Consider the following 26,751-nt stretch of genomic DNA (forward strand, 5'->3'; position numbering starts at 1 on the left):
ATTAGGAATCTACAAATGACAAAATCAAACTCCAAACTCAAATTGCAATTAGTACGCAGTTTGATCGGTACACGCGAAAGTCACCGTGCAACGGTGCGTGGCTTAGGCTTGGGTCGCATCAATTCAGTTTCTGAATTGGAAGACACTCCAGCTGTTCGCGGCATGATTAATAAAGTTTCTTATCTAGTGAAAGTCATTGGCTAACAACTAGCTAGTAAATAGGCGAAGAATATGCAACTCAATACACTCAAACCCGCAGAAGGCTCTAAGAAAGCGCGTCGTCGCGTGGGCCGCGGCATTGGCTCTGGTCTTGGTAAAACTGCTGGCCGTGGTCACAAAGGTCAAAAATCCCGCTCTGGTGGTTTCCATAAGGTTGGATTTGAAGGCGGTCAGATGCCTATGTATCGTCGTTTGCCAAAACGCGGCTTCGTATCTTTGACACGTCGTCACGTTGGTCAAATTACATTGAACGATTTAGCAAAAATCAATTTGCCAGAAGTGGACTTATTAGTTTTGAAAGCACACGGCTTTGCTGGTGAGCAAATCAATGCAGTGAAAGTCATTAAAACTGGCGAACTCAAGATTGCTGTAACCCTCAAGGGCATCAGCGCAACTGCTGGTGCAAAAGCAGCAATTGAAGCAGCTGGCGGCAAGCTGGTTGAGTTGGCTTAATAGGTCTTATCAAGTCTATGGCATTAGCACCAACCAATAGCGCAAGCGCTGCAACAGCAGGAGGCAAGTTTGGCGATCTTCGTCGCCGCTTGGTTTTCCTGGTGTTGGCTTTGCTCGTCTATCGTTTAGGTGCGCATATTCCAGTTCCTGGTATTGATCCAGACCAGTTGGCGCAGTTATTTGCTGGTCAAAAAGACGGTATCTTGGGAATGTTCAATTTATTCTCAGGCGGCGCTTTGTCTCGCTTCACAGTATTTGCTTTGGGAATCATGCCTTACATTTCTGCATCAATCATCATGCAGTTAATGACCATCGTTCTCCCATCATTGGAAGCATTGAAAAAAGAGGGTCAAGCCGGTCAGCGCAAGATTACTCAGTACACCCGTTATGGCACTGTATTCTTGGCAACATTCCAAGCATTAGGAATTTCTGTTGCATTACAGGCGCAACCAGGCTTGGTGATCAATCCAGGTTTGATGTTTGAATTAAATACAGTTGTTACTTTAGTTACTGGCACGATGTTCTTGATGTGGCTCGGTGAGCAAATTACTGAGCGCGGCTTGGGTAATGGTATCTCGATCATTATTTTCGGCGGTATTGTGTCTGGCTTACCAAATGCATTAGCCAGCTTATTGGAGCTTGTTCGTACTGGTTCTATGAACATTATTTCTGCTCTCTTAATCGTTGTGATCGTTGTTGCAGTAACTTATTTTGTTGTGTTTGTAGAGCGTGGTCAGCGCCGCATTTTGGTGAACTACGCTAAGCGTCAAGTTGGTAACAAGATTTACGGCGGCCAATCTTCATACTTCCCGTTGAAGTTGAATATGGCAGGCGTTATCCCTCCAATTTTTGCTTCCTCCATTATTTTGTTCCCTGCAACGATTGCTGGCTGGTTTACATCAGGTGAGCCAACTAATATGTTCAGCAGAATTATTAAGGACTTGGCTGCAACATTGGCCCCAGGCCAACCGGTATACACCATTTTGTACGCGGCAGCGATTATTTTCTTCTGTTTCTTCTATACCGCTTTGGTGTTCAACAGCCGCGAAACCGCAGAGAATTTGAAGAAGAGTGGTGCATTTGTTCCAGGCATTCGTCCTGGCGATCAAACAGCGCGTTACATCGATAAGATTTTGGTGCGTTTGACATTGGCTGGTGCAATTTATATGGTTCTGGTTTGCTTGTTGCCAGAATTCTTGGTGTTGAAGTACAACGTGCCGTTCTATTTCGGTGGTACTTCATTGTTGATTATTGTGGTTGTTGCAATGGATTTCATGGCTCAAGTTCAGTCATTTGTCATGCAGCAGCAATATGGCTCTTTGATGAAAAAAGCCAACTTTAAGATGGGCGCTTAACTGAATGTCTAAAGACGATGTAATTCAGATGGCGGGAGAAGTTGTAGAGAATTTGCCAAACGCAATGTTTCGCGTAAAGCTAGAAAACGGACATGTGGTTTTAGGGCACATTTCTGGAAAGATGCGGATGCACTATATCCGTATTCTGCCTGGAGATAAGGTGACGGTGGAGATGACTCCTTACGACCTGACGCGCGCCAGAATCATTTTCCGTGCGAAGTAAAGATTAAGTAGTACCTATTTTTAAGAGGTGAGTTATGAAAGTTTTAGCATCCGTTAAGTGTATTTGCAGAAATTGCAAGATCATTAAGCGCAAACGCGTTGTGCGCGTGATCTGTTCTTCAGACGCACGTCATAAGCAGCGTCAAGGCTGATCTGGTTAATTAAGAGGAAATCTCATGGCACGTATCGCTGGGGTAAACATCCCAAATCATCAACATACTGTTATCGGTTTAACGTCCATTTTTGGCATCGGCACAACTCGTGCGCGTCAAATTTGCAAAACCACAGGCGTTGCAATCGACAAAAAAGTTAAAGATCTTACTGACGCTGACTTAGAAAAGTTACGTGATGAAGTAGGTAAGTTCATTACCGAAGGTGACCTTCGTCGTGAAGTAACTATGAGCATCAAGCGTTTGATGGACTTGGGTTGCTATCGTGGCGTTCGTCATCGTAAGGGCTTGCCTGTGCGTGGTCAACGTACTAAGACAAATGCGCGTACTCGTAAGGGTCCACGTAAGTCTGGCATTGCACTGAAGAAATAATCAAGAAAGTTTATTGACATGGCACAACAAAAATCCGCTTCCGCTGCTGCACAGCGCGCTCGTAAGAAGGTTAAAAAGAACGTTGCTGATGGTATTGCGCACGTTCACGCTTCTTTCAACAACACGATTATTACGATCACTGATCGTCAAGGAAATGCGCTTTCATGGGCAACTTCTGGCGGCCAAGGTTTCAAGGGCTCACGTAAATCAACACCTTTTGCTGCTCAGGTAGCCGCAGAAGTTGCTGGCAAAGTAGCTATTGAATGCGGTATCAAGAACTTGGAAGTTCAGATTAAGGGTCCAGGCCCTGGTCGTGAATCAGCAGTTCGTGCATTGAACTCATTAGGCATCAAGATTACTGAGATTCAAGACGTAACTCCAGTTCCACATAATGGTTGCCGTCCTCCTAAGCGTCGTCGTATCTAAGCTGGGAAGTTGGTAGTACAAGTTTTAGTAGTTTTTTATTAAAGCCCACCGTTCGCCTGATTTAAAGGGCGAACTCACCGCCGGTCGAAAGACTGCGGCAAAGAAAGGAAAACATCGTGGCACGTTACTTAGGCCCTAAGGCCAAATTAGCTCGTCGGGAAGGCACCGACTTATTTTTAAAGAGCGCACGTCGCGCCCTGTCAGACAAGTGCAAGTTAGATACTAAGCCTGGTCAACATGGTCGTACATCTGGCTCAAGAACATCTGATTACGGCAACCAATTGCGTGAAAAACAAAAGGTTAAGCGTATCTATGGCGTATTAGAGCGTCAATTCCGTCGTTACTTCGCAGAAGCTGAGCGTCGTAAAGGCAATACTGGTGAAACATTGCTCCAGTTGCTAGAGTCACGTCTCGATAACGTGGTCTATCGCATGGGCTTTGGTTCAACACGTGCAGAAGCTCGTCAGTTGGTTTCTCATGGCGCCATTATGTTGAATGGTAGCGCAGTGAATATTCCATCGATTCAGGTTAAGCCTGGTGATGTTGTTTCTATTCGTGAAAAAGCGAAGAAGCAAGCCCGTATTACAGAATCACTCAATTTGGTTCAGCAAATGTCTGCAGTTACCTGGGTTTCAGTTGACGCAGCTAAGCTGGAGGGAACATTTAAGCAAGTGCCTGACCGCGAAGATATCAGCGGTGAAATTAATGAAAGTTTGATCGTCGAATTGTATTCACGTTAATTAGGCACTCTCAAGGAAAAAATATGCAAACAAATTTGCTCAAGCCAAAAATTATTTCTGTTGAAGCGCTTACTGCCAACCAAGCTAAGGTTGTTATGGAGCCGTTCGAGCGTGGTTATGGCCACACACTCGGTAATGCATTACGTCGTGTACTTTTGTCCTCGATGGTTGGTTATGCTCCAACTGAAGTAGCTATTGCAGGTGTAGTTCATGAATATTCCACTTTGGATGGCGTGCAAGAAGATGTTGTAAACCTCTTGCTCAACCTCAAAGGCATCGTATTTAAGTTGCAATCACGTGACGAAGTCACAATCAATTTGCGTAAAGAAGGCCCAGGCGTCGTTACTGCAAAAGATATTGATTTGCCACACGATGTAGAAATTATTAATCCTGATCATGTGATCGCTCACTTGTCTGCTGGTGGCAAGTTGGATATGCAGATCAAGGTTGAAAAAGGTCGTGGCTATGTTCCAGGTAACGTTCGTCAGTACAACGACGAAACTTCTAAGATTATTGGCCGCATCGTTTTAGATGCTTCATTTAGTCCAGTTAGCCGCGTTAGCTACGCCGTTGAATCTGCTCGTGTTGAGCAACGTACCGACCTCGATCGTCTCGTGATGACTATTGAAACTAATGGTGTGTTGTCTCCTGAAGAGGCGATTCGTCAAGCTGCTAGCATCTTGGTTGACCAATTGGTTGTATTCGCGGCTCTTGAAAGCAGCGAAGTTTCTGGCGATCTCGCACCAAGCCGCTCTTCAATGGTTGATCCAATGTTGATGCGTCCTGTAGATGATCTTGAGCTCACAGTTCGCTCTGCAAACTGCTTGAAAGCTGAGAATATTTACTACATTGGTGATTTGATCCAACGTACAGAGAATGAATTGTTGAAGACGCCTAATTTAGGCCGTAAGTCCTTGAATGAAATCAAAGACGTATTGGCTGCTCGTGGCTTAAGTCTTGGCATGAAACTCGAAAGCTGGCCTCCAGCCAACCTCGAGAAATAATTAGAAAGGAAGCATCATGCGTCACGGAAACGGCTTACGCAAACTAAACAGAACATCTTCACATCGCTTGGCGATGCTACGTAATATGTCCAATTCTCTTTTGGAGCATGAAGTGATTAAAACCACTTTGCCAAAAGCAAAAGAATTGCGCATGGTTGTGGAGCCTTTGATTACCTTGGGTAAAAAAGACAACTTAGCAAACCGCCGCCTAGCATTTAATCGCACACGTGATCGCGATATCGTGACTAAGCTCTTCACAGAGCTTGGCCCACGCTACGCAACACGTCCAGGTGGTTATTTGCGTATTTTGAAGTTTGGCTTCCGTCATGGCGACAATGCTCCAATGGCATTGGTTGAGTTGGTTGATCGCCCAGAAGTTGAAGAAGCACCTGCTGTAGCTGAAGAGGCATAAGTCTCGCAGCAAATAAGAAAGCCAGGCTTCGGTCTGGCTTTTTTCATTGATAGGTTTATAAATACGATATGTCTCAAAACCTTTCCGAGAAACCCCTGGCCAAGTCCAGCCAGCTATTAGTAGTGATCACCACCCTCCCGAATCTGGAGGTGGCTCAAAGCCTCGCACGCTCGCTTATAGAAGAAAAGATGGCAGCTTGTGTCCAGCTTACTAATGGCATTCAATCAATTTATCGTTGGGAGGGTAAGGTTTGCGAGGAATCAGAAGTGTTGCTTACGGCAAAAACAACTGAAAATCAATGGTTAGCCATTTCTAGTTTTATTCAAAAAAATCATCCCTATGATTTGCCTGAGATTTTGGCCTTTACTCCAGAACAATATTCGGAGCAATATGGCGCATGGGTCAGTTCAGAGGTAAATTCTTAGGTATGAAGTTGCATTCATTCATTGCAAGAGTTCTCACACTCTTCATTCTCGTATCCACTCAGCTATTTGCAGCCCCGGATTTTCTGCCTCCTGAAAAAGCGTTTCGGGTTGAGGCAACTTGGTTAGAAAATTCCAATCAAATCGAAATCGAATTTTTGCCTGCCAAAGGTTATTACATCTATCAAGAGTCCCTCAAATTTCAGATGGGACAAGAGACGGCAAAGTTAAACAACATCAGACCTTCATTACCAGCTGGGATTGAGAAGTTTGATGAAACATTTCAGAAAAAGCTACAGGTCTACAAGGAGCCATTTCTCGTTTTTCTAGATGGAAAAGTAAATGCAAGCAAGCCCATTCATTTGGAAGTGATCTTGCAAGGGTGTGCTGAAGCTGGCATTTGTTATCCGCCGATGACCCTAAGATTTTTGCTCTCGGGTCCCGGCGTTAAGGTGGCTCCAATCCCTGAGGTAATTGACTCGCAAGCACAGGGGCAAGTTTCTCCATCTTCAGAATTTACTTTGAGTGATTTATGGCGAGAGCGTGATGATGTCAATGCGATTGGCCGCTTTCTAGAAAATGCTTCAACCCATTATTTATTTTTAGCCTTCTTTGTTTTAGGTCTTGCCTTGGCATTTACACCTTGTGTATTGCCAATGCTGCCGATTCTATCGAGTGTAATTTTTGGGGTGCAAGATGGTAAGGCAATATCCAAGGGGCGTGCTAGTGTTTTAGCTCTTGCCTATGTCTTAGGTATGGCCTTGATTTATGCGTTGGCGGGAGTGCTAATGGCTGCTCTTGGCGGAAGCGTCCAGCGTGTTCTGCAAAGCCCCATTGCTTTAGTCGCCTTTGCTGTCCTGCTTTTGGCCTTATCTGGCAGCCTATTTGGCCTTTATGAACTGCGTCTGCCCCAAGCCTGGCATCAGCACATTGATCGTCTGGCAGGACGTCAAAAGGGAGGTAGCGTCTTTGGCGCCTTTGCCTTGGGGGGGATTTCTACCTTAGTTGCCAGCCCTTGCATTACAGCCCCTTTAGCGGGTGTTTTAGCTTTTATTGCTCAGAATGGTTCAATGAGTTTGGGTGCGGGTTTGCTCTTTGTGATGGCTCTCGGTATGGGCTTGCCATTATTTTTCATTGCGATTGAAGCGCGCATTTTGATTCCTTCAACTGGTATTTGGATGGTGTGGTTACAGCGCACCCTAGGCGTCTTATTGGTAGCAACAGCAGCTTGGATTGCATCACCTCTTTTTGAAAAAAATCAAAGTAATGAGTTAGTTCAAACGAATAACGGACAAAGTATTCGCCGAGTGGGAGATTTGTCTTTTGTTGTAGTGCATTCACTAGCAGAGCTTGATGCGCAATTGGTATTAGCAAAACAAGAACAGAAATTACTACTACTCGATTTTTATGCTGACTGGTGTATTAGTTGTAAAGAAATGGAAGTGAATACATTTGCCAATTCCGAAGTTAGCAAGCAGTTAAAGAAGTTAGTTTTAGTGCAGGCTGATGTGACTGCCAATAGTCCTGAGAACCAGGCATTGCTTAAGAAATTTGGCTTATATGGTCCTCCAGGAATTTTGTTTTTTAGTCAAAATTCTGAAGAGAAAAAAAACCAAAGGGTCATTGGCTATATGTCGCCAGAGCGTTTTATAGAGCGCTTACAGCAAGTGATGAAAACGCAGTAAGTAGCTAGCGAATAACAAATAACAGCAAATAAATAAAAGTTATTTGCTGTTTGCTTTAACCAAACGTGCTGCTTCTAATGCGAAGTAAGTTAGTACACCATCAGCCCCAGCGCGTTTGAATGCGAGTAGTGATTCCATCATGACGGCATCATGATCAAGCCAACCATTTTGAGCTGCTGCTTTAATCATGGCGTATTCTCCGCTGACTTGGTATGCATAGGTCGGGTAATCAAATGCTTCGCGCACTCGGCGCACGATATCCAAATAAGGCATGCCAGGCTTGACCATTACCATATCGGCGCCCTCATTAATATCAAGCGCAACCTCCCGCAAAGCCTCATCACCATTGGCGCAGTCCATTTGGTAGGTTTTCTTATCCGCCTTACCGAGGTTTTTTGCTGAACCGACTGCGTCTCTAAATGGGCCGTAGAAAGCAGATGCGTATTTGGCTGAATAAGCCATGATGCGCGTGTGAATCAAGCCCTGCTCTTCAAGCGCCTCACGAATTTTTCCGATACGGCCATCCATCATGTCGGAAGGAGCAACGATATCTACACCTGCTTGTGCTTGAGTAACAGCTTGTTTTACTAGAATGGCGGTAGTCTCATCATTCAGAATGCGACCTTGTTCATCCAGAATGCCATCTTGACCGTGACTTGTATAAGGATCAAGCGCAACATCCGTCATGATTCCTAAATTAGGAAAATGTTTTTTAAGTTCACGAACCGCATTCGGAATCAGGCCATTGGGGTTGAATGCTTCTTTACCATCAGGCGTTTTTAATGAGGCGTCTATTACGGGGAAGAGGGCGAGCACTGGAATGCTTAAATCAACACATTCTTGAGCAATTGGCATCAGCAGGTCTAATGAAAGACGATTTACTCCTGGCATAGAGGCGACAGCCTCAGATTTGCCTGAGCCCTCCAACAAGAAGACTGGGTAAATCAAATCACTTGCAGAAACACTATTCTCTTGCATGAGTCTGCGAGACCAATCATCACGACGCATGCGTCGAGGGCGATGATTAGGAAAATGGAGCAAAGCCTTAAGCTGGGATTTGATCTTCATGAGTTTGTGGTTCAAATAGCCATTGAATAATGAGATTATCTGCCTCTTCTAGGCCGATACGCTTGGTGCTTGAAAATAATTGTGCCGTAAGCTGATTGGATTCTCCGGTGCCATTGGGTAGCGCCGGATCGTATTGTTGAAGCTGTTTTTGGACCGCTTCGAGGGCATGCTTACATTCGCTTTTATTGAGTTTGTCGCATTTACTCAGTAGAACATGAATGGGTTTTCCGGTTGGGACAAACCATTGAATCATTTGTTCGTCTAAATCGGTGAGCCCTCGTCTAGAGTCCACGATGAGAATCATGCCAACCAATTGCTCTCGCTCTTGGAGATAGTCGCTGAGTAGGGTATTCCAGTGGTATTTGGTTTCGTGATTGACGGCTGCATAGCCATACCCTGGTAAATCGACTAAATAGGCTAAAAGCTCGTCTTTTGAGAAAAGACCAAAATAATTGATGTGCTGGGTGCGCCCGGGGGTTTTACTGGCAAAAGCAAGCCTTTTTTGGTTGCAAAGGACGTTAATTGCGCTTGATTTGCCCGCATTTGAGCGGCCGGCAAACGCCACCTCCCTCAGGGGGGCGGCAGGGAGGCAATGGGTGTCATTGACTGTGGTGGCAAATCGGGCTTGAAAGAGTTTAGACATGTCTAGAAGCTATTGTAAAATCACGCAAAATCATGAAATATCTCATGGTGTTGGGTAAAAGTTGTAAAAGTAGGGCCCAAACACTTTTAGGAATTTTTGCCAAGGTAAACATAATGCGTCAAACCTCCCAAATCTCCAAATCCACTAGCTTGCGCGCTGGTTTTATTGCCCTCTCTATTTTCGCCTTGATTGGTGTTTCTGGGGTGGCCATTGCAAATGATGCCGCTCCTGCCGTACCAGGCAAGCCTAAGGTCGATCCTGCAGCAGGTGAGGCACTGTATTCCAACGGAGACGCAAGTCGCGGTGTAACGGCTTGCTTAACTTGCCATGGTCCAAAAGGTCAGAGCGCAACTGCTACTTGGCCTAAGTTGTCTGCTCAGCATGCAGCATACACAACTAAGCAATTGAAAAACTTTAAAGATGGTAGCCGTGCTAATCCAGTAATGATGGGTATGGCCGCTACTTTGACAGAGCAAGACATGCAAAATATCTCTGCGTTCTTGGTTAAGCAGCCTGTATCGCAGGGTGTTGCTCAAAATAAAAACACCATTGAATTAGGTCAAAGCATTTACCGTGGTGGTATTGCTGCAAAAGGTGTTCCTGCATGCGCAGCTTGCCACAGTCCTAATGGTGCTGGCATTCCTGCTCAATACCCACGCTTGGGTGGTCAGTGGGCTGATTACACGAACGCACAGTTACTCGCGTTCCGCGATGGTGTTCGTAAAAACAGCAGTCAAATGACGACGATCGCTTCTAAGCTCTCTGATCAAGAAATGAAAGCAGTGTCTGATTACATCGCAGGCTTGCATTAAAACGTAGTCTTAAAAACAAAACCCCGCTGATCTAGCGGGGTTTTTTATTTACTCATTTTTAGTTCATTTCTGAATCTAAGAGCCTAAATATTATTTAGGCAAGATACTTTCAGTTGCAAAGAGATCTTGTGTATTTTCACGAGCACGAATGACATAAGCATTTTTGCCGTCCACCATGATTTCGGCAGGCTTGGGGCGCGTGTTGTAATTTGAAGCCATGACAAATCCATAAGCTCCTGCAGAGAGAATTGCTAATAGATCACCTTCATCGACTGCAAGCAAACGATCTCTTCCAAGCCAATCACCAGATTCGCAAACGGGGCCGACGATATCGTAGGTAAGGCTCTTGGTTTGTTTTGCTTGAACTGGAACAATGCCATGATGCGCTTCATATAGAGCAGGCCGCATCAACTCAGTCATGGCTGCATCTACGATGCAGAAGTTTTTTTCTGCCCCTGGCTTGAGGTATTCCACGGTTGTTAGCAAAACGCCAGCGTTGCCTACAAGGGATCTGCCAGGCTCTAGAACAACATCAAGATGGCCAAAGCCACGCTCGGCTACGCGGTTCAAGAGGGTGTTGGTGAAGTCGGTGATGTCAGGCGGGGTTTCATCGCTGTAAGCGATTCCAAGGCCACCACCTAAATCTAGGTGATGAATCACAATCCCTTCTTTTTTCAGTTGCTCAACTAGATCCAGCACTTTATCCAGTGCATCTAAATAAGGCGCAGTCGTAGTAATTTGTGAGCCAATATGACAGTCAATCCCTACCACATCAATTTGTGAAAGTAGTGATGCCTCACGATAGGTTTTCAATACCTCGTGATATGCGATGCCAAATTTATTTCCTTTTAAGCCTGTAGAAATGTAAGGGTGCGTTTGTGCATCTACATCAGGATTCACTCGTAACGAAATTGGCGCGCATAGTCCAAGTTCGGTAGCAACGCGATTAATTTTGTGTAGTTCTGCAATGGATTCGACATTGATGCATTTGACGCCTGCTTTGAGGGCGGCAGCAATTTCAGTTGCTGATTTGCCGACGCCTGCAAATACGAGACTTTTAGGGTCTGCGCCAATTGCTAGTGCACGTGCCAGCTCCCCGCCACTTACTAAATCAAAACCGGCTCCTAGTTCTTTAAAGCAATTGATCACCGCTAAATTGCTGTTGGCTTTCATGGCGTAATGAACGCGAGCACGACGTTTGCCATTGGAATCGATGCAGGCTTTGTCATACGCTTGATAAGCTTCAGTCAGGGCCTTTTTGCTATACACATACAGCGGCGTACCAAATTCTTTTGCTAAATCTGCTAAGGCAATATCTTCGGCAAACCAAGCGCCATTGCGTTCAGTAAAGCCAGATAAGCGAGGGAGTGGAAGAGTGTTGCTTGTCATTACTTGGCCGATGAAGAGGTGTTGTTGCTTGCTGGTGCAGTTGAGGTTTGGGGTGGATAGAGTTTTCCTTTGGGCTCTGGCTCAGTTGGTGCAGTTGGAGCTGGTGGAATATTTGGCAAATATAACGGCCCTCTAACCCCGCATCCAATAAGGGGTATTAGGATGGCTATACCAAGGGCTCTATAAAGAATCGTTATCATGAATGTCTCTAAACGAATGATTGAATATAGCACGCAGGCCCCCTTTATGAATGCAAATAGCCCTAACGTAGAAAGCATTGATGACAAACAGTTTCACCTACTGGGGGCGCAATTGTTGCATTCTATTGAAGTGGCTTTAGAGGCTGCTGATGATGAGCTTGATTTAGATCTAGATGTTGAGCGCCAAGGCGGTAATGTCATCAATATTCGTTTTCGGGATAAAAGTGTCATTGTGGTCAATACTCAGCCGCCTTTACATGAGATTTGGGTGGCTGCAAAATCTGGCGGTTACCACTATCGTTGGGCAGGCACCCTAGCACAACCAATGTGGCTTGATACCAAAACAGGCAAGGAGTTATTGGGTGATCTTGCTGAGTTTGCTAGTGCGCAAGCAGGCAAGCCAATCAAAATCCGCCTCATTAAATCCTAGCGTCTCTAGGGGTTTAAGCGGCTCCGGTAGCTTTCAAGGTTTCAAGAACCTGAGTATCAGGTACCCCCTGAATTTGGGCTTTGCCAATTTTTTCTAAAACGATATAGCGGATTTGACCGCTTTCAGTTTTCTTGTCTACTTGCATGAGTTCAAGATAGCGCTTCCCACCAAATTTTGGAGGGGCGATTGGAAGATTCATAGACTGAATAATCTTTTTTAATCGATCAGCCTCTGCTCTGGTGATGTAGTTCAGCCGGCAAGATAAATCAGCACCTAGCACCATGCCGCAACCCACTGCTTCACCATGAAGCCATTCACCATAGCCCATGCCTGCTTCAATCGCATGACCAAATGTATGGCCAAAATTTAAAGTTGCACGAATACCGCCTTCTCTTTCATCGGCAGAAACGACTGCAGATTTAATTTCACAAGAACGTAGAACGGCATGGCTCATTGCATCGGTATCGCATGCAAGTAGTGGCTTTGCATTTGCCTCAATCCAATCTAAAAATTGGGCATCGGCAATTGCGCCATGCTTAACGACTTCAGCGAGTCCCGCCGAAAGTTCCCTAGCTGGCAGAGTCTTCAGGGTATTTAAGTCGGCTATCACCGCGACTGGCTGATGAAAGGCGCCGATCATATTTTTACCCAGCGGGTGATTGATGCCTGTTTTTCCGCCTACAGAAGAATCTACTTGAGCTAATAAAGTGGTTGGCACTTGAATAAAGCGCACGCCTCGCATGAAACTAGCGGCTGCAAAACCAGTCATGTCGCCGATGACGCCGCCACCTAGGGCGACCAGCATGGTTTGTCTGTCAGCACCAAATTTTAGGAGGTCATCAAAAATGAGTTGCAGATTTTTCCAGTCTTTATAAGACTCACCATCAGGCAAAACAATAGTTCTTATTGTCTTACCAAAGGTTCCTAAAGTTTTGGTAAGACGCTCTGCATAAAAAGGAGCGACCGTAGTATTGGTAACAATGTAAATAGAGCTAGATTTTTCACAGGCCTTAAATAGTTCGGGTCGATCAATGAGATCGGCACCTATATAGATAGGGTAGCTACGATTGCCAAGATCTACTTCAAGTGTTTTCATGATGGTGTTCAAGCGGAAAGTTCAAGCTGCATGATGAGAGTATTAACTAGTTGGTTGACGCTGGGCTTGCCAGTTTCAATAACATGATCTGCAATTTCTCGATACAAAGGATCGCGAATTGCATAAAGATTTTCTAGAATTTTTTTAGCGTCACCATTACGCAATAAAGGACGTCCTTCACTGCCTTTGGTGCGATGCCATAGTTCAATTGGATTTGCGTGTAGATAAATAACAGTACCTTGTTCACTCAGTGCTTTGCGATTTTCGGGAAGCAGTACTGCGCCACCTCCAGTAGCTAAAACAATATTCTTTTCGTTTGTGATTTCTTGAATGGCTTGAGCTTCTCGTTTCCGAAAACCATCTTCGCCTTCCATTTCAAATATCACAGGAATTTTGACGCCACAACGTTCTTCAATAACGTGATCCGCATCTAAAAAGCGGCGGCCTAATTTCTTTGCAAGGACTTTACCAACGGTCGACTTTCCGGCACCCATGAGGCCGATGAGAAAGATATTGTTTGTCCTAGAGTTCACTCCTTGATTTTATTAGGGTTTATCAAGGACGGTGGGGGTTAGGAAAACTAAGAGTTCTGTTTTGTCTTGTAATTTTGATTTATGGCGAAATAAATAGCCAAGAAGGGGGATGTCTCCCAGTATTGGAACTTTAACCTCGTCTTCCCTCTCGGTGGTTTGGAAGATGCCGCCGATAATTGCCGTTCCCCCATTTTCCACCGTTACTTCCGAGCTGAGGCTTTTCGTATCAATGGCATAACCTTGTTCTGTTTTCATGCCAACGGTGTCTTTATTGATGCCCACCAGCATAGAGATTTTTCCGTCTGGATGAATCTTGGGTAAAACTTCTAAGCGAAGGTTAGCTTTGCGAAATTGCAATTTGCTGCCATTTTGTGAGGTGGTTTGATAGGGTAACTCGGTTCCTTGCTCGATAGTTGCCTTTACCTGATCCCCAGTCATGATGCGGGGGTTGGACAGAATTTTGCCTTGGCCTTCAGACTCAAGTGCCGATAGTTCGACTTGTAAAAGACGGCTGGCGTTTTTAGAGACTAGTGTAGCTGCTACTGCTGCCGGATTAAAACCATTTAGCCCAGAACCAGATAAATCGAAATTGCTATTTATTTTATTTTCTGGATTGCCATGGATGGGGCTTGCTTGGTGATTTAGCTTTGCTCCAAGCTCTCGAGCAAAGCGTTCATCTGCCTCCACGATGCGAGCTTCAATGAGAATCTGCCTGGGGCTGTTGATATGGTCGCCGCCAAAAGGAAGTGCCGCATCTTCACGGCGAAATTTTTGGAACGCCTGAATTTCCGCATGGGGCCCGATCCAATAAATGTCACCATTACGAATGATGCGCAAACCACGGCTAGCCAAAATAGAGTGAAGGGCGGTATGCCAAGGCGTATTTTGAAGATCCACCGTGATTCTTCCTTTGATGGATTCGCTTAGTAAAAAATTGGTATTTCCCAGTTTTGCCAGGATTTGCAAAAGTTCTGTTAATTCGATGTCGGTAAACTGCAGGCTAATTGGGGTCTGCAAATTTGGGTTTGCTTGGGTCGACCCAGTAGTCGGGGTGATTGGGAATACCACCAAGAGGGCTATCCAGAGATTGGCGATTTTGGATTTCAGGATCATTCTGAAATTGCCGCCTTGAGGATGAAAGATTTGCCTTGTGGGTGAGTGATCGTGGCAACCTCTTTATTGGCATTGCTAAGTCTCCAGTCACCCAGTAAAAGTCCCCCCATCTCCACCATTAATGTTGACTTGCTGTTATGAAAAAAAGCCCGATAAGTGCTACCTGCTTGGCTGACTCCTAAATAGCGCCAGCGGCTTATCTCGGCTTCGAATGGAAGGGGTGATGGCTTGCCTTTGGGGTGGGTCTGAACCTTATTTTTCTTTAATGAGTGAATACTTACTTCTAATTCATCTATTGTTTCATATATGAGATCTTCAGATTCAAGAATCTCCTCCCGTAATGTGGCCAACTCCTTTTTGAGCGCAGAAATATCTTGCAGAACCGCTTCAGGGTGGATATCCCCATCAGACTCTATTGGGCTTAAGGTAACAAATAGCCAAATTCCAGACGCTATCAGAATCCCGCCAGCCGCTAGGGCTGGCATGAGTTTTTTCAGGCCTTCTGGTATCGGAATTTGATCCTGAAAACCCAGTTGAGTTTTGGGTCTATTTTGAGGGCGATCCATACCATCCCAATCAGGGCGGTTTGGGCTATTTGATTTGCGAATTCCATGGGGGTCTGGAATAGCGGGGTCATCGCCGAGTTCGCTCAAAATAGCGTCAAAAGATTGTGAAGAGATTTTTCTAGCCGGCATGCCCCTTATTTTGGGAAACATTGTGTGAGAGAAAAATCAGCGTTAGTGGATTTTTTTGTCAGAAAACTCAGGTTTTGAATCTTTTAATGAATTAAGCTAAGCATCCTATAATTTGACCTTATGGCGCTACCCCCAAAAGATAAGCCGACGTTTAACAAACGCCCAATTCAACAGCCAAATCGACGTCCCCGTCAGCCCGGTGTAAATGCCGGTTCGCAACGGCAATCGTCGGGTAGTCCACTCATGAAAGCATTGCTCATTGTTGGCGTTGCTGTAGCTATAGTCGTAACACTTCTTTTGGGCTATGCCTTTTTGGTGGCAAAACCTAATCTGCCAAAAATCTCGGCCTTAACTGATTACAAGCCTAAAACACCGCTTCGCGTATATACCGCTGATAAGGTATTGATTGGTGAGTTTGGAGAGGAGCGCCGCAAGGTTATTCCGTTAAATGAGATTCCACTGAGCATGCGTAATGCAGTGTTGGCAATTGAGGATGACCGTTTTTACTCTCATGGCGGCGTTGATTATGTAGGTATTTTGAGGGCTGCGGCTACCAATCTACGAGGCCACTTGTCGCAAGGTGCCTCTACCATCACGATGCAAGTTGCACGAAATTTTTTCTTAAGTAATGAGAAAACTTTCAGTCGAAAAATTTACGAGGTGTTGTTGGCTTGGGAAATTGAGTCACAGCTAACAAAAGACAAGATTCTGGAAATTTATATGAACCAGATTTTCTTGGGGCAGCGAGCGTTTGGATTTTCGAGTGCGGCACAAATTTATTTTGGCAAAGATTTAAAAGACATTACGATCGCTGAATCTGCGATGTTGGCAGGTTTGCCAAAAGCACCATCTGCTTACAACCCAGTAACCAATTTCAAGCGAGCCAAGGTGCGTCAAGAATACATCTTGCAACGTATGCGAGATCTTGGATATATCAGTAATGAAGACTACCAAAAAGCAATGGCTGAAGAATTGCATATTCGTGGTCTTGGCAATGAGTTTGCCATTCGTGCTGACTTCCCAGCAGAAATGGTTCGTCAGTTGCTATTTAGTCAATATGGTGAGGCAATCTATTCACAAGGCATTGATGTTTACACGACTATTCTTAAGGCTGATCAAGATGCTGCATACAAAGCGGTGCGCCGCGGAATTTTTGAGTATGATCTGCGTCACGCTTATCGTGGCCCAGAAGGTTTCATAGATATTCCAGAAGATCCAATCAAACGACAGCGGGCAATTGATGAGGTACTGTTGGCTTACCCTCAGTTAGACGATTTGCAGTCGGGCGTTGTTTTAGATGTCAAGCCTAAAGAGATGCAAGTCATGATTGCTACAGGTGACACCATCACCATCAAAGGTGATGGTATGAAGTTAGCAGCCGCATCCATCACTGATAGCACTCAACCGAAAAAGCGTTTACGCCCTGGTGCTGTGGTGAGATTGCTGTCTGATGGCGGAGTTTGGAAATTAGCGCAATTACCCCAAGTCGAGGCCGCCTTTGTCTCTATGAATCCTGAGACGGGCGCGATACTTTCCTTGGTTGGTGGCTTTGATTTCCGTCGCAATCAATTTAACCATGTGACACAAGCGCTAAGACAACCTGGCTCTTCGTTCAAGCCGTTTATCTACGCTGCTGCGATTGAAAAAGGCTTCACCCCTAGCACCATGGTGAATGATGCACCACTATCAATTGGTAGTTTGGAAACAGGAAGCCAAGCCTGGGAACCAAAAAACTATGATGGTAAGTACGACGGCATGATGCGTTTACGTAATGCGTTAGCGAAATCAAAGAACTTAGTTTCTGTGCGGATTATTCGCGCCATTGGCCCTTCATATGCTCAAGAATATATCCAGCGTTTTGGTTTTGAACCAGAGAAGCATCCGCCATATTTAACAATGGCCTTGGGTGCAGGTTCAGTAACGCCGTTGCAAATGGCTTCTGCTTATAGCGTATTTGCTAATGGCGGTTATCGAGTCGATCCTTTTTTGATTGACAAGATGGTAGATGCAAAAGGCACTGTATTGTTTGAAGCAAAGCCTGCGAGCGTGGGAGATGGTGCACCCCGAGTATTAGATGCTCGCACAGCATTTGTGATGGATAGTATGTTGCAAGAGGTAACCAAAACGGGTACAGCAGCAAGTGCCCGTGGCAAATTAGGCCGCACTGATATTGCTGGCAAAACTGGTACAACCAATGAATCTCATGATGCTTGGTTTGCTGGCTACAATCCTAAAGTTGTTGCTATTGCCTGGATAGGTTTTGATAAGCCTGCTAGCTTAGGGGATCGCGAAACAGGCGGCGGATTGGCATTGCCTATGTGGATCTCATACATGGGAACTGCATTAAGAGATATTCCGCAAATTTCTCGTGAAGTACCGAGTGGCGTAACGCAGCTTGACGGCGATTGGTATGTTCCAGACTTTGCAACTAGTGGCGGTCCACGCGAACTGCAGTAATTTGTTATCACGATGGCTCGGCAAGCGCGCACAGTAATACCTGGCCAAGCAATGCATGTAATGGTTCGCGGCAATAATCGCGAAACACTCTTTTTTAAAGATGAAGATCGACGCATCTATCTTGAGTGGTTGCGTGATGCAGCAAGACAATTTTCTTGCTCTGTACATGCATTTGCGTTAATGCCAAATCATGTGCATTTATTACTTACTCCTCAAAATGAGGATTCGCTTGCAAAAACCATGCAGTCTTTGGGACGACGCTACGCGCAATATTTCAATCAACAACATCGCCGCTCGGGAACTATCTGGGAGGGAAGGTATCGATCATCCTTGATTGATCCAGATTATTTTTTACGCTGTCAGCGCTATGTTGAATTAAATCCCGTTAGAGCTGGTTTTGAATCCAGCCCACAAGATTCGCCGTGGACTAGCTTTGCCACCCATATTGGTGGAAATGCAGAGCCATGGTTGATAGACCATCCTCAATTTTGGGGATTGGGAAATACCCCTTTTGAGCGCCAGATGAATTGGGCCAATTTTGTTAAAGAGGGTGCCCCACATTGGGAGGATCGCCAAATCACAGAATCCTTGATTCGATCCAAGCCCTGGGTAAGCGATACATTTGCCAAGAAACTATTCAAAGATTCACCCGATTTGATTCAAATGCGCCATAGAGGGCGCCCAAAGAAAATAATCCCTTTAAATTCAGCAATATAGAGATTAAAGTGGGTTCTGGTATAGGGTCTAAAGTTTGACTCTGTCCCTAATTTAAAGAATTTGATCCCGTAAATATTAAAATAAATGGGACAGAGTCATTTTATTTCTATTGCATGAGTATGGGTATTCACCTATATTTGATCCTCCAAACGTAATCAGGCCTGCTGAGCCTCTCGGAAACACTATGACTACTCAAATAAATACTCAGATTCGTCCAGTTGCTCAAGGGATGTATGACCCACAAAATGAACATGATGCATGTGGCGTAGGATTTGTCGCCCACATCAAGGGTAAGAAATCCCATGAGATTGTTTCTCAGGGTTTAAAGATTCTTGAAAACTTAGATCACCGGGGAGCGGTTGGAGCTGATCCATTAATGGGTGACGGCGCCGGTATCTTGATTCAAATTCCAGATACTTTGTATCGCGAAGAGATGGCAAAGCAAGGCGTCACATTGCCACCATTAGGTGAGTATGGTGTTGGCATGATCTTCTTGCCAAAAGAGCATGCTTCACGTTTGGCATGTGAGCAAGAGTTAGAGCGTACTGTTCGTCTAGAGGGACAAGTTGTTTTAGGTTGGAGAGATGTGCCGGTTGATGTCAAGTTGCCGATGTCTCCAACAGTGCAAATGACCGAGCCATTTATTCGTCAAATTTTTATTGGCCGTGGTCGCGACATCATGACAACCGATGCGCTTGAGCGTAAGTTGTATGTAATACGTAAAACAGCAAGTCATGCGATTCAAGATTTACACCTAAAGCATGGCAAAGAATATTTCGTGGCATCGATGTCTGCGCGAACCATTGTTTATAAAGGTTTGCTGTTAGCAAACCAAGTTGGTGCTTATTACCAAGACTTGCAAGATCAGCGCACAGTCTCTGCATTAGCGTTGGTGCACCAACGTTTCTCAACTAATACATTCCCCGCTTGGGAATTAGCTCACCCTTATCGCATGATTGCGCACAACGGTGAGATCAATACAGTTAAAGGTAATGTTAATTGGGTAAATGCGCGAGAGGGCGCTATTAGTTCACCTGTGCTTGGCGATGATTTACAAAAATTATGGCCACTAATTTATCCAGGCCAATCAGATACTGCCTGTTTTGATAACTGTCTCGAGTTATTGGTAATGTCTGGATATCCATTGGCTCAAGCCATGATGATGATGATTCCTGAGGCATGGGAACAGCACACATTGATGGATGACAATCGTCGTGCATTCTATGAATACCACGCATCCATGATGGAGCCATGGGATGGTCCAGCAGCAATGGCATTTACTGATGGCCGTCAGATTGGCGCTACTCTTGATCGCAATGGTTTACGTCCTGCACGTTACTATGTGACCGATGATGATTTAGTCATCATGGCATCTGAAGCCGGTGTATTGCCAATTCCAGAAAGCAAGATTGTTCAAAAATGGCGTTTGCAACCAGGCAAGATGTTCATGATCGACATGGAACAAGGGCGCATCATCGATGACGTTGAGCTTAAGAACGCAGTTTCAAAAGCGAAGCCTTACAAGAGCTGGATTGATGCTGTTCGAGTAAAGCTGGATGAGGTTGATCCTAGCAAAGCCGATTTAGTGGATGAAAAAACCACGATTCGTCCAGCAGCTAAGTTGCTCGATCGCCAGCAAGCGTTCGGTTACACACAAGAAGATATCAAGTACCTCATGGCTCCAATGGCCATGAATGGTGAAGAGGCAATTGGTTCAATGGGTAACGATAGCCCATTAGCGGTTCTATCTAATAAGAACAAGCCTTTGTACAACTACTTCAAGCAGTTGTTTGCACAGGTAACGAATCCTCCAATTGATCCGATTCGTGAAAACATGGTGATGTCTTTGGTTTCTTTTATTGGACCAAAGCCAAACTTATTGGATACAAACAATATCAATCCGCCGATGCGACTAGAAGTTAGTCAGCCTATCTTGGATTTTGATGACATCACGAAGATTCGTCATATTGGTCACTATACCAATGGTAAGTTCCGCTCATATGAGCTCGATATTTGCTATCCAGCTGCATGGGGTAAAGCAGGCATCGAAGCAAGCTTAGCCTCTTTATGTGCAGAGGCTGCTGATGCTGTGCGTTCTGGCTATAACATTTTGATCGTAAGTGATCGTCAAGTTGACGAGAAGCACGTTGCTATACCTGCACTGTTGGCAACCTCAGCAATTCATCAACATTTAGTGCAAAAAGGATTGCGTACTAGTGTAGGCCTCGTGGTTGAAACGGGTAGTGCTCGCGAAACACACCACTTTGCACTCTTAGCTGGTTATGGAGCTGAAGCAGTGCATCCTTATCTCGCAATGGAAACATTGGTGGATATGGCTAAAGGCTTATCAGGTGATTTATCTGGCGAGAAAGCGGTCAAGAATTTTGTGAAAGCGGTTGGTAAGGGCTTGCAAAAAGTGATGTCCAAAATGGGCATCTCTACTTACATGTCATACACAGGCTCTCAGATTTTTGAAGCAATTGGTTTAAATCGCGACATCATTGATCAGTATTTCAAAGGCACTCCATCTAACGTTGGCGGTATTGGTGTGTTTGAGGTGGCTGAAGAAGCGCTGCGCATGCACAGTGCCGCTTTTGGTAATGACCCTGTCTTGACCAATATGCTTGATGCAGGTGGTGAATATGCTTTCCGTATTCGTGGTGAGAACCACATGTGGACCCCAGATACGATTGCGAAGTTACAGCACTCCACTCGTATTGGTGCAGAGAAGGGCTATCAAACTTACAAAGAGTACGCCAACATCATCAATGACCAAACAAAGCGTCAGATGACATTGCGCGGTTTGTTTGAGTTCAAGATTGATCCAAGCAAAGCGATTCCATTGGATGAAGTTGAGCCAGCAAAAGAAATCGTCAAACGTTTTGCAACGGGTGCGATGTCCTTGGGTTCTATCTCTACCGAAGCTCACGCTACTTTGGCAATTGCTATGAACCGTATTGGCGGCAAGTCCAATACCGGTGAGGGCGGCGAAGATCCAAATCGTTACGTAAATGAACTCAAAGGCATTCCAATTAGGAAGGGCGAATCTCTTGCTAGCATTTTGGGTGACGATGTAGTTGAGGCTAATATCCTATTGCAAGATGGCGACTCATTGCGTTCGAAGATTAAGCAGGTTGCTTCTGGTCGTTTTGGTGTGACCACTGAGTACTTACGTTCTGCTGATCAAATTCAGATCAAGATGGCGCAGGGTGCTAAGCCGGGTGAAGGCGGTCAATTACCAGGTGGCAAGGTTTCTGATTACATTGGTAAGTTACGTTTCTCAGTGCCAGGTGTAGGCTTGATTTCTCCTCCTCCGCACCACGATATTTATTCGATTGAAGATATCGCTCAGTTGATTCATGACCTCAAGAACGTCAATCCAAAATCTGACGTTTCTGTGAAGTTGGTTTCTGAAGTGGGTGTTGGTACTGTTGCGGCTGGTGTTGCAAAAGCAAAAGCAGACCATGTTGTGATCGCAGGTCACGATGGTGGTACAGGCGCATCTCCACTCTCCTCTATTAAGCACGCTGGATCTCCATGGGAGCTTGGTTTGGCTGAAACACAGCAAACTTTGGTTCTCAATGGTTTGCGTAGCCGTATTCGTGTGCAGGCTGATGGCCAAATGAAGACAGGTCGTGACGTTGTCATTGGTGCTTTGCTGGGTGCGGATGAGTTTGGTTTTGCAACCGCCCCATTAGTGGTGGAAGGTTGCATCATGATGCGCAAGTGTCATTTGAATACCTGCCCAGTTGGTGTAGCTACTCAAGATCCAGAATTGCGCAAGAAGTTTTCTGGCAAGCCAGAGCATGTGGTGAATTTCTTCTTCTTTATTGCAGAAGAGGCACGTGAAATCATGGCTCAATTGGGTATCAGAAAGTTTGATGACCTCATTGGTCGTGTTGACTTGCTAGATACTCGCAAAGGTATCGAGAACTGGAAAGTTCATGGCTTAGATTTCACTAAGATTTTTGCTGAGCCGCAAGTAGCAAGCGATGTTCCTCGCTATCAGGTGCTTACTCAAGATCATGGTTTAGCAAATGCGCTAGACAATATCTTGATTGAGAAGAGCGAGCCTGCTATCGAGCGTGGTGAAAAAGTTTCTTTTATCGTGCCAGTGAAGAACGTCAATCGTACTGTTGGCGCAATGCTTTCAGGTGAGGTGGCTCAACGTTATGGCCACGCTGGTTTGCCTGATGACACAATTCATATTCAGTTAAATGGTACGGCTGGTCAAAGCTTTGCGGCCTTCCTAGCTCGCGGTATCACTTTGGATTTAGTGGGTGATGGTAATGACTATGTTGGCAAAGGTTTGTCAGGTGGTCGCGTTATCGTTCGTGCTCCGCATGAGTTCCGTGGCGATACTTCTAAGAACATCATTGTTGGTAATACCGTTCTTTATGGTGCGATTGCTGGCGAAGCTTTCTTTAATGGTGTTGCCGGTGAGCGCTTTGCAGTGCGTAATTCAGGTGCAACCACAGTTGTTGAGGGCACTGGTGATCACGGCTGTGAATACATGACTGGCGGAACAGTGGTGGTGCTCGGTACCACTGGCCGTAACTTTGCAGCAGGTATGAGCGGCGGCGTTGCTTATGTCTATGACGAAGATGGTTTATTTGCCCAACGTTGCAATACCAGCATGGCTACTTTGGAAAAAGTGCTACCTACTGCTGAGCAGGTTGCCAAGATGCCTAAATCTGAGTGGCATGCTCCTGTTGATGTGAAAGATGGTGGCGAGCGTTTAACCGATGAGCAAATTCTGAAAGGTTTGATTGAGCGTCATTTCCGTTACACCGGCTCAGAGCGCGCGAAAGCGGTATTAGCCGATTGGGAAAATGCCCGCACTCGTTTTGTGAAGGTTCTCCCAACTGAGTACAAGCGTGCACTTGGTGAGCTTTGGGAAAAGTCACAAAAGAAAACGGTTGCAGCGTAATCAACATAGCCAAATAGATATTAAGAAAAAATACTAAGGATTAGATATGGGTAAGGTCACTGGATTCATGGAGTTTGAGCGCGTAGATGAAACATACGAAGCGCCTGCTAAACGTCTCCATCATTACAAAGAGTTTGTTGCAGCATTGACTGATGAGGAAGCAAAAGTCCAGGGCGCGCGTTGTATGGATTGCGGTATTCCGTTTTGTAATAATGGTTGCCCAGTTAACAACATCATTCCAGACTTTAATGATTTAGTTTTTCATAGCGACTGGAAAAATGCATTAGATGTTTTGCAGTCAACCAATAACTTCCCAGAATTTACTGGACGCATTTGCCCAGCACCTTGTGAGGCAGCGTGTACCTTGGGTATCAATCGTGCTCCAGTAGGCATTAAGTCAATCGAGCATGCCATCATTGATAAAGGTTGGGAGAGTGGTTGGGTTAAACCTCAGCCATCAAAAACGAAGACAGGTAAGAAGGTAGCGATTGTCGGTGGTGGTCCCGCAGGTATGGCGGCCGCACAGCAATTGGCTCGTGTTGGTCACGACGTCACCGTATTTGAGAAGAATGATCGTGTTGGCGGTTTACTGCGTTATGGCATTCCTGACTTCAAGATGGAGAAATGGCTCATTGATCGTCGTGTTGAGCAAATGCAAGCCGAGGGTGTGAAATTTGAAACAGGCGTTTTTGTTGGCAAAGAAGCAATTGGTGCAGAAGTAAAAAACTATTCAACCAAAACAGTTTCACCTGAGCAGCTCATGAAAGACTTTGATGCAGTAGTAATTACTGGTGGTGCAGAGCAGCCCCGCGATCTTCCTGTACCGGGTCGCGAACTTTCCGGCGTTCACTTTGCTTTGGAATTTTTGATTCCACAAAATAAAGAAAATGCAGGCGACTTTAAAAATGAAATACGCGCTACCGATAAGCATGTGGTGGTGATTGGTGGTGGCGATACTGGTTCTGATTGCGTGGGTACATCTAATCGCCATGGCGCAACAAAAATTACCCAATTTGAATTGTTGCCTCAGCCGCCAGAAGTTGAGAACAAGCCATTGGTTTGGCCATACTGGCCGACTAAATTACGCACTTCTTCTTCTCATGAAGAAGGATGTGATCGTGATTGGTCTGTAGGAACAAAGCGTTTTGAAGGTAAAAACGGCAAGGTTGAAAAACTCATTGGCGTACGCTTGGAGTGGAAAGACGGAAAAATGTCAGAAGTTCCAAATTCTGAATTTGAGATCAAGGCTGATTTAGTGCTTTTAGCTATGGGTTTTGTTTCACCGGTGCAGCAGGTGCTAAATGCATTTGGCGTCGAAAAAGATGCTCGTGGCAATGCAAAAGCAGCTGTAGATGGTCAAAACGCCTATCAAACGAATGTTCCTAAGGTATTTGCTGCGGGTGACATGCGCCGTGGTCAATCTTTGGTAGTTTGGGCTATTCGTGAAGGTCGTCAATGTGCCCAGGCAGTAGACCAGTATTTAATGGGGTCATCCGTTTTGCCCCGATAATGTGGGGATATGAATAGTCATCAACCAAGCGCATTGGATGTTAATAAATCCCTAGGTGAAGTGGTCGTCTCTATTAAAGACGTCGACTTTTCCTATGCGCCTAGCGAGAGACAAATTTTGTCGGGTCTCAATATGGAGTTCCGGCGCGGCCAAGTAGTTGCTGTGATGGGCGGCTCGGGCTGTGGCAAAACCACCATCCTCCGTTTAATTGGTGGACAGTTTTCTGCGCAGTCAGGACAAGTGCTATTTGAGGGTCAAGATGTAGGCAAGATGAGTAGCGATGAATTAATGGCTGCACGTCGTCGCATGGGAATGCTCTTTCAGTTCGGTGCTTTATTTACTGACTTAAGTGTTTTTGAAAACGTTGCGTTTCCATTGCGTGAACATACCAATTTAAGCGAAGAGCTTTTGCGCGATCTCGTGTTGATGAAGCTTAATGCTGTAGGTTTGCGTGGTGCACGAGATTTAATGCCATCACAAATTTCTGGAGGCATGGCAAGACGTGTTGCACTTGCTAGAGCCATCGCGCTAGATCCACCACTCATCATGTATGATGAGCCTTTTGCTGGTCTAGACCCCATCTCTTTAGGGATTACAGCACGCTTGATTCGGGACTTGAATAGCGCTCTGGGAGCCACGAGTTTATTGGTAACTCATGATGTTGAAGAGACATTTGAGATTGCAGATTATGTGTACTTTATTGCGAATGGAAAAATTGGTGCGCAAGGCACGCCAACCGAGTTAAGCCAATCCGCAGATCCTTTTGTAAGGCAGTTTTTGGATGCTGCACCAGATGGTCCAGTACCATTTCATTATCCAGGACAAAGCCTGGAAGAAGATTTTGGAGTGAGATCTTGATGACTGCTTTAGTAACCTCACTTCTCAATATATTTGGTGACCTTGGTTTTTTCATTCGTCGTAATTTAAGTAGCCTTGGTTTGTCAGCGCGCATGTTTGCAGCAGTGATTTGGCGCTCGGGCTTTTTATTAAAGAGACCACGTTTGGTGGTCGACCAAATTTTGTTTGTTGGCAATCACTCATTTGTCATCATTGCAGTCTCTGGTTTATTTGTTGGCTTTGTATTGGGTTTGCAGGGCTACTACACCTTAAATCGTTATGGCTCTGAACAGGCGCTGGGCTTGTTAGTTGCTTTATCACTCACTCGAGAGTTGGGTCCAGTGATCACTGCTTTATTGTTTGCAGGCCGCGCTGGAACATCTTTAACCGCCGAGATTGGTCTAATGAAAGCGGGTGAGCAGTTGAGCGCTATGGAAATGATGGCGGTTGATCCTTTGGGTCGAGTGATTGCACCAAGGCTTTGGGCGGGCATTATTTCCATGCCAATTTTGGCCACCATATTTACTGCAGTGGGCGTACTCGGAGGTTATTTTGTTGGGGTTCCGCTCATAGGCGTGGATTCTGGCGCATTCTGGTCTCAGATGCAGGGCGGCGTAGATCTCTTCTCTGACATTGGTAACGGCCTGATTAAAAGTTTGGTATTTGGTGTGGCGGTAACTTTTATTGCTCTTTATCAGGGCTATGAAGCTAAGCCAACACCAGAGGGTGTTTCGCAGGCAACAACACGTACTGTGGTGATTTCATCTTTATCGGTATTGGCATTAGATTTCCTGTTAACCGCGATGATGTTCTCGAATTAGAAAGAATAAACTGGGGCTCT

At 45.3% G+C, this 26,751-nt stretch carries 28 protein-coding genes; 20 read left to right on the plus strand and 8 right to left on the minus strand.

Going from position 1 to position 26,751, the window contains the following annotated elements; translation table 11 throughout:
* Positions 1-15 precede the first annotated feature (15 nt).
* From rpmD to dsbD, 12 genes are all read left to right on the plus strand, one after another.
* Positions 16-204 carry a 50S ribosomal protein L30 gene (gene rpmD / locus NHB34_RS00395; protein ID WP_353427541.1) on the plus strand — a complete coding sequence of 63 codons (189 nt, stop codon included), beginning with the start codon at positions 16-18 and terminating at the stop codon, positions 202-204.
* Positions 205-231: 27 nt separating this feature from the next.
* Positions 232-672: a 50S ribosomal protein L15 gene (gene rplO, locus NHB34_RS00400; protein ID WP_353427544.1), complete on the plus strand. Its 441-nt coding sequence runs from the start codon at positions 232-234 to the stop codon at positions 670-672.
* 17 nt (positions 673-689) lie between these two features.
* A complete protein-coding gene (gene secY / locus NHB34_RS00405; protein ID WP_353427546.1) occupies positions 690-2,027 on the plus strand; it encodes a preprotein translocase subunit SecY in 1,338 nt (445 codons plus the stop codon).
* A gap of 4 nt (positions 2,028-2,031) precedes the next feature.
* The gene (gene infA, locus NHB34_RS00410; RefSeq protein WP_068320132.1) at positions 2,032-2,250 is read left to right on the plus strand and encodes a translation initiation factor IF-1; all 219 of its coding nucleotides are present in this window, start codon (positions 2,032-2,034) and stop codon (positions 2,248-2,250) included.
* Positions 2,251-2,284: 34 nt separating this feature from the next.
* On the plus strand, positions 2,285-2,401 hold the full coding sequence (gene rpmJ, locus NHB34_RS00415) for a 50S ribosomal protein L36 (RefSeq protein ID WP_012357167.1): 117 nt from the start codon (positions 2,285-2,287) through the stop codon (positions 2,399-2,401).
* Positions 2,402-2,425: 24 nt separating this feature from the next.
* The gene (gene rpsM / locus NHB34_RS00420) at positions 2,426-2,791 is read left to right on the plus strand and encodes a 30S ribosomal protein S13 (protein ID WP_353427549.1); all 366 of its coding nucleotides are present in this window, start codon (positions 2,426-2,428) and stop codon (positions 2,789-2,791) included.
* Between the two features lie 18 nt (positions 2,792-2,809).
* The gene (gene rpsK / locus NHB34_RS00425) at positions 2,810-3,217 is read left to right on the plus strand and encodes a 30S ribosomal protein S11 (protein ID WP_173954862.1); all 408 of its coding nucleotides are present in this window, start codon (positions 2,810-2,812) and stop codon (positions 3,215-3,217) included.
* 116 nt (positions 3,218-3,333) lie between these two features.
* Complete coding sequence (gene rpsD, locus NHB34_RS00430; RefSeq protein WP_353427552.1) at positions 3,334-3,957, plus strand: 30S ribosomal protein S4; 624 nt, start codon at positions 3,334-3,336, stop codon at positions 3,955-3,957.
* A gap of 23 nt (positions 3,958-3,980) precedes the next feature.
* Positions 3,981-4,961, plus strand: a complete 981-nt coding sequence (gene rpoA / locus NHB34_RS00435; RefSeq protein ID WP_173954864.1) for a DNA-directed RNA polymerase subunit alpha — start codon at positions 3,981-3,983, stop codon at positions 4,959-4,961.
* 16 nt (positions 4,962-4,977) lie between these two features.
* Positions 4,978-5,373, plus strand: coding sequence for a 50S ribosomal protein L17 (gene rplQ, locus NHB34_RS00440; RefSeq protein ID WP_353427555.1), 396 nt, complete (start codon positions 4,978-4,980; stop codon positions 5,371-5,373).
* Positions 5,374-5,441: 68 nt separating this feature from the next.
* Positions 5,442-5,798 (plus strand): divalent-cation tolerance protein CutA, encoded by a 357-nt coding sequence (cutA, locus tag NHB34_RS00445; protein ID WP_353427557.1) that lies wholly within the window; start codon positions 5,442-5,444, stop codon positions 5,796-5,798.
* A 2-nt stretch (positions 5,799-5,800) separates the two neighbouring features.
* Positions 5,801-7,480, plus strand: a complete 1,680-nt coding sequence (gene dsbD / locus NHB34_RS00450; protein ID WP_353427559.1) for a protein-disulfide reductase DsbD — start codon at positions 5,801-5,803, stop codon at positions 7,478-7,480.
* A gap of 39 nt (positions 7,481-7,519) precedes the next feature.
* Here the strand turns inward: dsbD and hemB are convergent, their stop codons facing one another.
* Both hemB and yihA read right to left on the minus strand, forming a co-directional pair.
* On the minus strand, positions 7,520-8,548 hold the full coding sequence (gene hemB / locus NHB34_RS00455) for a porphobilinogen synthase (RefSeq protein WP_353427561.1): 1,029 nt from the start codon (positions 8,546-8,548) through the stop codon (positions 7,520-7,522).
* A complete protein-coding gene (gene yihA, locus NHB34_RS00460; RefSeq protein WP_353427563.1) occupies positions 8,526-9,191 on the minus strand; it encodes a ribosome biogenesis GTP-binding protein YihA/YsxC in 666 nt (221 codons plus the stop codon). Before yihA ends, hemB begins: the two co-directional genes overlap by 23 nt.
* Before the next feature lie 113 nt (positions 9,192-9,304).
* Here yihA and NHB34_RS00465 point away from each other — a divergent pair, with 113 nt between their 5' ends.
* Entirely contained in the window at positions 9,305-10,003 is a 699-nt protein-coding gene (locus NHB34_RS00465; RefSeq protein WP_353427565.1) for a c-type cytochrome, read from the plus strand.
* A gap of 90 nt (positions 10,004-10,093) precedes the next feature.
* On the opposite strand, the gene lysA is transcribed toward NHB34_RS00465, so the two are convergent.
* Entirely contained in the window at positions 10,094-11,392 is a 1,299-nt protein-coding gene (lysA, locus tag NHB34_RS00470) for a diaminopimelate decarboxylase (protein WP_353427567.1), read from the minus strand.
* On the minus strand, positions 11,392-11,670 hold the full coding sequence (locus NHB34_RS00475; protein ID WP_353427569.1) for a lipoprotein: 279 nt from the start codon (positions 11,668-11,670) through the stop codon (positions 11,392-11,394). The genes lysA and NHB34_RS00475 overlap by 1 nt, the downstream gene beginning before the upstream one ends.
* Between NHB34_RS00475 and cyaY the strand changes: the two genes are divergently transcribed.
* Positions 11,591-12,022: an iron donor protein CyaY gene (gene cyaY, locus NHB34_RS00480; protein WP_353427571.1), complete on the plus strand. Its 432-nt coding sequence runs from the start codon at positions 11,591-11,593 to the stop codon at positions 12,020-12,022. The genes NHB34_RS00475 and cyaY overlap by 80 nt on opposite strands.
* Positions 12,023-12,035: 13 nt before the next feature.
* On the opposite strand, the gene aroB is transcribed toward cyaY, so the two are convergent.
* From aroB to NHB34_RS00500, 4 genes are read right to left on the minus strand one after another with little or no spacing between them, the layout of a single operon-like run.
* Positions 12,036-13,118: a 3-dehydroquinate synthase gene (aroB, locus tag NHB34_RS00485; RefSeq protein WP_353427573.1), complete on the minus strand. Its 1,083-nt coding sequence runs from the start codon at positions 13,116-13,118 to the stop codon at positions 12,036-12,038.
* An 8-nt stretch (positions 13,119-13,126) separates the two neighbouring features.
* Entirely contained in the window at positions 13,127-13,651 is a 525-nt protein-coding gene (locus NHB34_RS00490; protein ID WP_353427575.1) for a shikimate kinase, read from the minus strand.
* A gap of 12 nt (positions 13,652-13,663) precedes the next feature.
* Complete coding sequence (locus NHB34_RS00495; protein ID WP_353427577.1) at positions 13,664-14,764, minus strand: secretin and TonB N-terminal domain-containing protein; 1,101 nt, start codon at positions 14,762-14,764, stop codon at positions 13,664-13,666.
* Positions 14,761-15,459 carry a hypothetical protein gene (locus tag NHB34_RS00500; protein WP_353427579.1) on the minus strand — a complete coding sequence of 233 codons (699 nt, stop codon included), beginning with the start codon at positions 15,457-15,459 and terminating at the stop codon, positions 14,761-14,763. The genes NHB34_RS00495 and NHB34_RS00500 overlap by 4 nt, the downstream gene beginning before the upstream one ends.
* Before the next feature lie 120 nt (positions 15,460-15,579).
* On the opposite strand from NHB34_RS00500, the gene NHB34_RS00505 reads away from it, so the two are divergent.
* The 6 genes from NHB34_RS00505 to mlaE all read left to right on the plus strand — a co-directional run bounded on the left by NHB34_RS00505 (position 15,580) and on the right by mlaE (position 26,731).
* Complete coding sequence (locus NHB34_RS00505) at positions 15,580-17,916, plus strand: penicillin-binding protein 1A (protein ID WP_353427581.1); 2,337 nt, start codon at positions 15,580-15,582, stop codon at positions 17,914-17,916.
* Between the two features lie 12 nt (positions 17,917-17,928).
* A complete protein-coding gene (locus NHB34_RS00510) occupies positions 17,929-18,633 on the plus strand; it encodes a transposase (protein WP_353427583.1) in 705 nt (234 codons plus the stop codon).
* A 184-nt stretch (positions 18,634-18,817) separates the two neighbouring features.
* Positions 18,818-23,563 carry a glutamate synthase-related protein gene (locus tag NHB34_RS00515; RefSeq protein WP_353427585.1) on the plus strand — a complete coding sequence of 1,582 codons (4,746 nt, stop codon included), beginning with the start codon at positions 18,818-18,820 and terminating at the stop codon, positions 23,561-23,563.
* 46 nt (positions 23,564-23,609) lie between these two features.
* Positions 23,610-25,073 (plus strand): glutamate synthase subunit beta, encoded by a 1,464-nt coding sequence (locus NHB34_RS00520; protein ID WP_353427587.1) that lies wholly within the window; start codon positions 23,610-23,612, stop codon positions 25,071-25,073.
* Positions 25,074-25,082: 9 nt separating this feature from the next.
* Positions 25,083-25,931: an ABC transporter ATP-binding protein gene (locus NHB34_RS00525; protein WP_353427589.1), complete on the plus strand. Its 849-nt coding sequence runs from the start codon at positions 25,083-25,085 to the stop codon at positions 25,929-25,931.
* Entirely contained in the window at positions 25,931-26,731 is an 801-nt protein-coding gene (gene mlaE / locus NHB34_RS00530; RefSeq protein WP_353427591.1) for a lipid asymmetry maintenance ABC transporter permease subunit MlaE, read from the plus strand. The genes NHB34_RS00525 and mlaE overlap by 1 nt, the downstream gene beginning before the upstream one ends.
* Positions 26,732-26,751: the final 20 nt, after the last annotated feature.

The sequence above is a fragment of the Polynucleobacter sp. MWH-UH19D genome (assembly GCF_040409795.1).
GTDB lineage: Bacteria > Pseudomonadota > Gammaproteobacteria > Burkholderiales > Burkholderiaceae > Polynucleobacter.

Bases quoted from the DNA above. Each gene is read 5' to 3' on its own strand.
- rpsM (WP_353427549.1), top strand. From the start codon at position 2,426: ATGGCACGTATCGCTGGGGTAAACATCCCAAATCATCAACATACTGTT.
- NHB34_RS00475 (WP_353427569.1), bottom strand. From the start codon at position 11,670: ATGCTTTCTACGTTAGGGCTATTTGCATTCATAAAGGGGGCCTGCGTG.
- secY (WP_353427546.1), top strand. From the start codon at position 690: ATGGCATTAGCACCAACCAATAGCGCAAGCGCTGCAACAGCAGGAGGC.
- hemB (WP_353427561.1), bottom strand. From the start codon at position 8,548: ATGAAGATCAAATCCCAGCTTAAGGCTTTGCTCCATTTTCCTAATCAT.
- NHB34_RS00505 (WP_353427581.1), top strand. From the start codon at position 15,580: ATGGCGCTACCCCCAAAAGATAAGCCGACGTTTAACAAACGCCCAATT.
- lysA (WP_353427567.1), bottom strand. From the start codon at position 11,392: ATGACAAGCAACACTCTTCCACTCCCTCGCTTATCTGGCTTTACTGAA.
- NHB34_RS00510 (WP_353427583.1), top strand. From the start codon at position 17,929: ATGGCTCGGCAAGCGCGCACAGTAATACCTGGCCAAGCAATGCATGTA.
- NHB34_RS00520 (WP_353427587.1), top strand. From the start codon at position 23,610: ATGGGTAAGGTCACTGGATTCATGGAGTTTGAGCGCGTAGATGAAACA.
- cyaY (WP_353427571.1), top strand. From the start codon at position 11,591: ATGAATGTCTCTAAACGAATGATTGAATATAGCACGCAGGCCCCCTTT.
- rplO (WP_353427544.1), top strand. From the start codon at position 232: ATGCAACTCAATACACTCAAACCCGCAGAAGGCTCTAAGAAAGCGCGT.
- mlaE (WP_353427591.1), top strand. From the start codon at position 25,931: ATGACTGCTTTAGTAACCTCACTTCTCAATATATTTGGTGACCTTGGT.
- NHB34_RS00465 (WP_353427565.1), top strand. From the start codon at position 9,305: ATGCGTCAAACCTCCCAAATCTCCAAATCCACTAGCTTGCGCGCTGGT.
- rpmJ (WP_012357167.1), top strand. From the start codon at position 2,285: ATGAAAGTTTTAGCATCCGTTAAGTGTATTTGCAGAAATTGCAAGATC.
- NHB34_RS00525 (WP_353427589.1), top strand. From the start codon at position 25,083: ATGAATAGTCATCAACCAAGCGCATTGGATGTTAATAAATCCCTAGGT.
- yihA (WP_353427563.1), bottom strand. From the start codon at position 9,191: ATGTCTAAACTCTTTCAAGCCCGATTTGCCACCACAGTCAATGACACC.
- rplQ (WP_353427555.1), top strand. From the start codon at position 4,978: ATGCGTCACGGAAACGGCTTACGCAAACTAAACAGAACATCTTCACAT.
- rpmD (WP_353427541.1), top strand. From the start codon at position 16: ATGACAAAATCAAACTCCAAACTCAAATTGCAATTAGTACGCAGTTTG.
- dsbD (WP_353427559.1), top strand. From the start codon at position 5,801: ATGAAGTTGCATTCATTCATTGCAAGAGTTCTCACACTCTTCATTCTC.
- cutA (WP_353427557.1), top strand. From the start codon at position 5,442: ATGTCTCAAAACCTTTCCGAGAAACCCCTGGCCAAGTCCAGCCAGCTA.
- infA (WP_068320132.1), top strand. From the start codon at position 2,032: ATGTCTAAAGACGATGTAATTCAGATGGCGGGAGAAGTTGTAGAGAAT.
- rpoA (WP_173954864.1), top strand. From the start codon at position 3,981: ATGCAAACAAATTTGCTCAAGCCAAAAATTATTTCTGTTGAAGCGCTT.
- NHB34_RS00500 (WP_353427579.1), bottom strand. From the start codon at position 15,459: ATGCCGGCTAGAAAAATCTCTTCACAATCTTTTGACGCTATTTTGAGC.
- aroB (WP_353427573.1), bottom strand. From the start codon at position 13,118: ATGAAAACACTTGAAGTAGATCTTGGCAATCGTAGCTACCCTATCTAT.
- rpsK (WP_173954862.1), top strand. From the start codon at position 2,810: ATGGCACAACAAAAATCCGCTTCCGCTGCTGCACAGCGCGCTCGTAAG.
- NHB34_RS00515 (WP_353427585.1), top strand. From the start codon at position 18,818: ATGACTACTCAAATAAATACTCAGATTCGTCCAGTTGCTCAAGGGATG.
- NHB34_RS00495 (WP_353427577.1), bottom strand. From the start codon at position 14,764: ATGATCCTGAAATCCAAAATCGCCAATCTCTGGATAGCCCTCTTGGTG.